1 protein-coding gene is annotated in these 350 nt (G+C 71.7%); it reads left to right on the top strand.

Features of this window, described 5'->3' with window-relative positions; translation table 11 throughout:
- The coding region (locus IH00_RS39360; protein ID WP_267882638.1) for a beta-ketoacyl synthase N-terminal-like domain-containing protein at nt 1-350 on the top strand (350 nt) is incomplete at both ends.

The raw sequence follows: 350 nt of genomic DNA, 5'->3' as shown, positions 1-350 counted from the left end.
AGGCGTTCGAGGACGCGGGCATCGACCCGACGTCGCTGCGCGGCACCGACACCGGTGTGTTCACCGGCGCGGTCACCTCCGACTACGGCGGGACGATGCTGCCGGAGCTGGAAGGGTTCCGCCTGACGGGCACGCAGGGAAGCGTGGTGTCGGGCCGGGTCGCCTACAGCCTGGGTCTCGAGGGGCCCGCCGTCACGATCGACACGGCGTGCTCGTCGTCCCTCGTGGCGATCCACCTGGCCGCGCAGTCGCTGCGCTCCCGTGAGTGCTCGCTGGCACTCGTCGGTGGCGTGACCGTGCTCGCCGGACCCTTCCTGTTCGTCGAGTTCAGCCGCCAGCGGGGTCTGGCC

Source organism: Streptomyces sp. NRRL S-118 (genome assembly GCF_000716335.1).
In the GTDB taxonomy this organism is placed as follows: domain Bacteria; phylum Actinomycetota; class Actinomycetes; order Streptomycetales; family Streptomycetaceae; genus Streptomyces.
This window is presented reverse-complemented; position numbering and strand designations above follow the sequence as displayed.